Annotated in this window: 3 protein-coding genes and 1 pseudogene; 1 reads left to right on the forward strand and 3 read right to left on the reverse strand. The window is 45.4% G+C overall.

All coding sequences use genetic code 11. The annotated features are described in order from the left end of the window. From GRP75_RS23590 to GRP75_RS23600, 3 genes are all read right to left on the reverse strand, one after another. Window positions 1-598 (reverse strand): phosphatase PAP2 family protein (locus GRP75_RS23590; protein ID WP_160790529.1); only part of this gene is annotated, 598 nt, incomplete at its 3' end. Window positions 599-1,084: 486 nt separating this feature from the next. Next, complete coding sequence (gene yidC / locus GRP75_RS23595; protein ID WP_025721137.1) at window positions 1,085-1,918, reverse strand: membrane protein insertase YidC; 834 nt, start codon at window positions 1,916-1,918, stop codon at window positions 1,085-1,087. Next, complete coding sequence (locus tag GRP75_RS23600; protein WP_013310179.1) at window positions 1,884-2,204, reverse strand: hypothetical protein; 321 nt, start codon at window positions 2,202-2,204, stop codon at window positions 1,884-1,886. Before GRP75_RS23600 ends, yidC begins: the two co-directional genes overlap by 35 nt. 230 nt (window positions 2,205-2,434) lie before the next feature. Between GRP75_RS23600 and GRP75_RS23605 the strand changes: the two are divergent. Further along, a pseudogene (locus GRP75_RS23605) lies at window positions 2,435-2,778 on the forward strand (PQQ-binding-like beta-propeller repeat protein); the annotation flags it as partial.

Genomic DNA, 2,778 nt, shown 5'->3' on the forward strand with positions numbered 1-2,778 from the left:
TCCAGCAGCCACTCATAAAATAGCCACCCACAACGTCGCTCGGATAATGTACGCCCAAATAAATGCGGCTCGTCCCGATTGCTACAATCAGTAGGCTGCTGAGTACAATAAGAAGGATACGCCCCAGCTTAGAAGGAACATGCTTCCACACTAAAAATGTCAGTGCCGCGTACATGCTGAAAGCTGTCATGGAATGTCCGCTCGGAAAGCTGTATCCATTCTCTTCAATAATACGGTTAATCTCCGGTCTCGCACGCTGAAAAATCAATTTCAGTATCGTATTCAGCATTACCGATCCCAACACGCCAGCCGCCAAAAAAAGCAATTCTCTGCGGTGTCCCAATACTCTATAGAGCACGAACATGGCAATTAAAATGATGATCAGAACTGGAATCCCGCTGCCGATCATGGTGAAAAATTTCATTAGACGGGTCATGGCGGGCGACTCCAGCTGTCCAATAGCCGTAATAATTTTCTGGTCAAAATGCCGTATTTGATGGTCGCTCACCCATAATGCGATTAAGCCAAAACCGAGCGCACATACTATACATGTGAGCAGTGCTAAGGAAATGGGCAACTTTGTTGGTGTTTGCTTCATTTTCTATAGTTCCTCCATAACATCCATTGCGTGATAAAACAAAGTCCAGCATTAGCTTTCGTATATATCTTACTTTACCCATTTTTCTGTTATCATTTCATTCAAAGACTAGGTGCATCCTCCACATGTTGAAACCCATTTTTTTGAAAAGGTCGGGATCGGGCACCCATGAGGCATCCCTGTTGGTATATAGCCCGGTGCTTTTTGCACGCTTCTCATGCAATAGCATCCGTCCTCCCTTATTTGATTATCATACCATTCTATGGACGTGGTTGGAGTTCTCATATAGCCTCTCCCAACTTTAAGAATCATTTTATAATATAAGGATTTCATATTGACTACAAAATCCCGAGCGGAATGTAGCGAAAAAGCAGCAACAAAAAAGGACGCCATTCTAAGCCTTATAAACGGCTCGAATGACATCCTATCATTACACGTAACGTACTGCAAACGTACTTCCCAAGTTAAACAAACATCATCTTCTATTTAGGTTGGTGTGACTTCTCCAAGTTTAACCTTACTCTCTGCTTCCTCTATTGGATAGCGTCTACGGAACCACAGCGACTGAAGCAACAAAAAGGTGCCGCTTACTGTCCAATATAATGGCATGGCAGAAGGGGCATTAAAGGAAAATACCGCCATCATAATCGGTGAAAGATAGCCCATGATCGCAAATTGCTTGCGCTGGTCAGGCGTCATCTGAAGCTGAGAAAGCTTGGCCTGTGCCAAGTATACAACTGCGACGACGATTGCCAAAATCCAGTCCGGCTGTCCGAGCCGGAACCATAGGAAGGAGTGAGACGCCAGCTCCGGGGTTAAGCGGATTGCAGTGTACATACCGCTCAAGATCGGGAGCTGAATGAGAATTGGCAGACAACCGATATTAAGCGGATTGAATTGATGCTCTTTGTAAAGCGACATCATTTCCTGCTGCATACTCTGCTGGCTGGTGGTATCTTTCTTGTTTTCATACTTCTTCTTAATTCGGTCCAAGTCAGGCTGCATGGCGCTCATCTTACGCTTCATCCCCTGCTGGGCACGCGTTTGACGCATCATAAGAGGCAGTAAGGCCAGCCGGACAATGAATGTCAAAGTCATAATCGCCAGCCCAAAGCTTCCACCAAACCATTGCGCCAATTGCTGTATAAGCCAAGAAAGCGGGAACACCACGTAATGATTAAAAAATCCGGGTGTCTGTGCATTTATTTCCGCAGCATTCGCACCACAACCAGACAGCAGCATGACTACCGCCAACGCTACCATTAATCCGAATATCCGTTCTTTTTTACCCCAAAAGGTGAATCCCTTGAATCGTTTCATATGTTCCTCCTCGTTGATTGGCTGTGCCATCGTTCAACGAGGGAGAACAATCGGATGCATCTTCATCCGGCGCTTCCTTACGCCGGATATGTCGGGCCAGCCGGACAGGCATGTCCTGTCCACGGGCAGACATCGGCATCTGTGGAGAAGCATGAGACCTTACGGGCCCGCCTTCGACCCAGCATTCGGGTACATTGCCATGCAAATGAGCGAGATATGTATAAGTCACTGTACACAGCAAGCCGATTGTAAATAAATAAGGGAGTAGGTCCTGGAGCTCAAACAAGGGATTCACCTCCTTCGGTTTGTTGTTACAATTATAGCACGAAAACCGAACAAGCGACTAATCTTTAATTAGAGATACAAGTTGGAACACAAGCAACTGAATTTAATTATGTATGCTAAACAATCGAAACGAAAACACAACATGAAACTTTTGGATTTATTTACAGTCTAATCAAAGGTGACTTTCTGTAAAGCCTTCCCCCCTATTAACCATTAAAGGAGCCAACACGTATGAGAAAAATGATACACAGCACATTGTTTACAGGATTGGCGTTAGCCAGCATTGGGTTGCCCTTAATCAGCGATGGATTCACTGAAAAGGCAAGTGCAGAGCAATCTGCAGTTTCCATGAGTAACGCCGCTTATAGCACCGCAATCCAAGCACCTGTGATCAAACCTTCCTGGTCTTTTCCCGTTATCCCAATCGATAGAAACCGATATCTAGATCAGGCGGTAGCAATAGCGGAAAATGGTAAGGTGTTCGCGGTTGACTCGAACCATAGACTAGTTGCCCTTGAGGCCAGTTCGGGTCGAAAATTGTGGCAATATGGTGATCAGCTTACCCCTATTTTGAT

This window comes from Paenibacillus sp. OT2-17 (genome assembly GCF_009827695.1).
Lineage (GTDB): Bacteria > Bacillota > Bacilli > Paenibacillales > Paenibacillaceae > Paenibacillus > Paenibacillus polymyxa_B.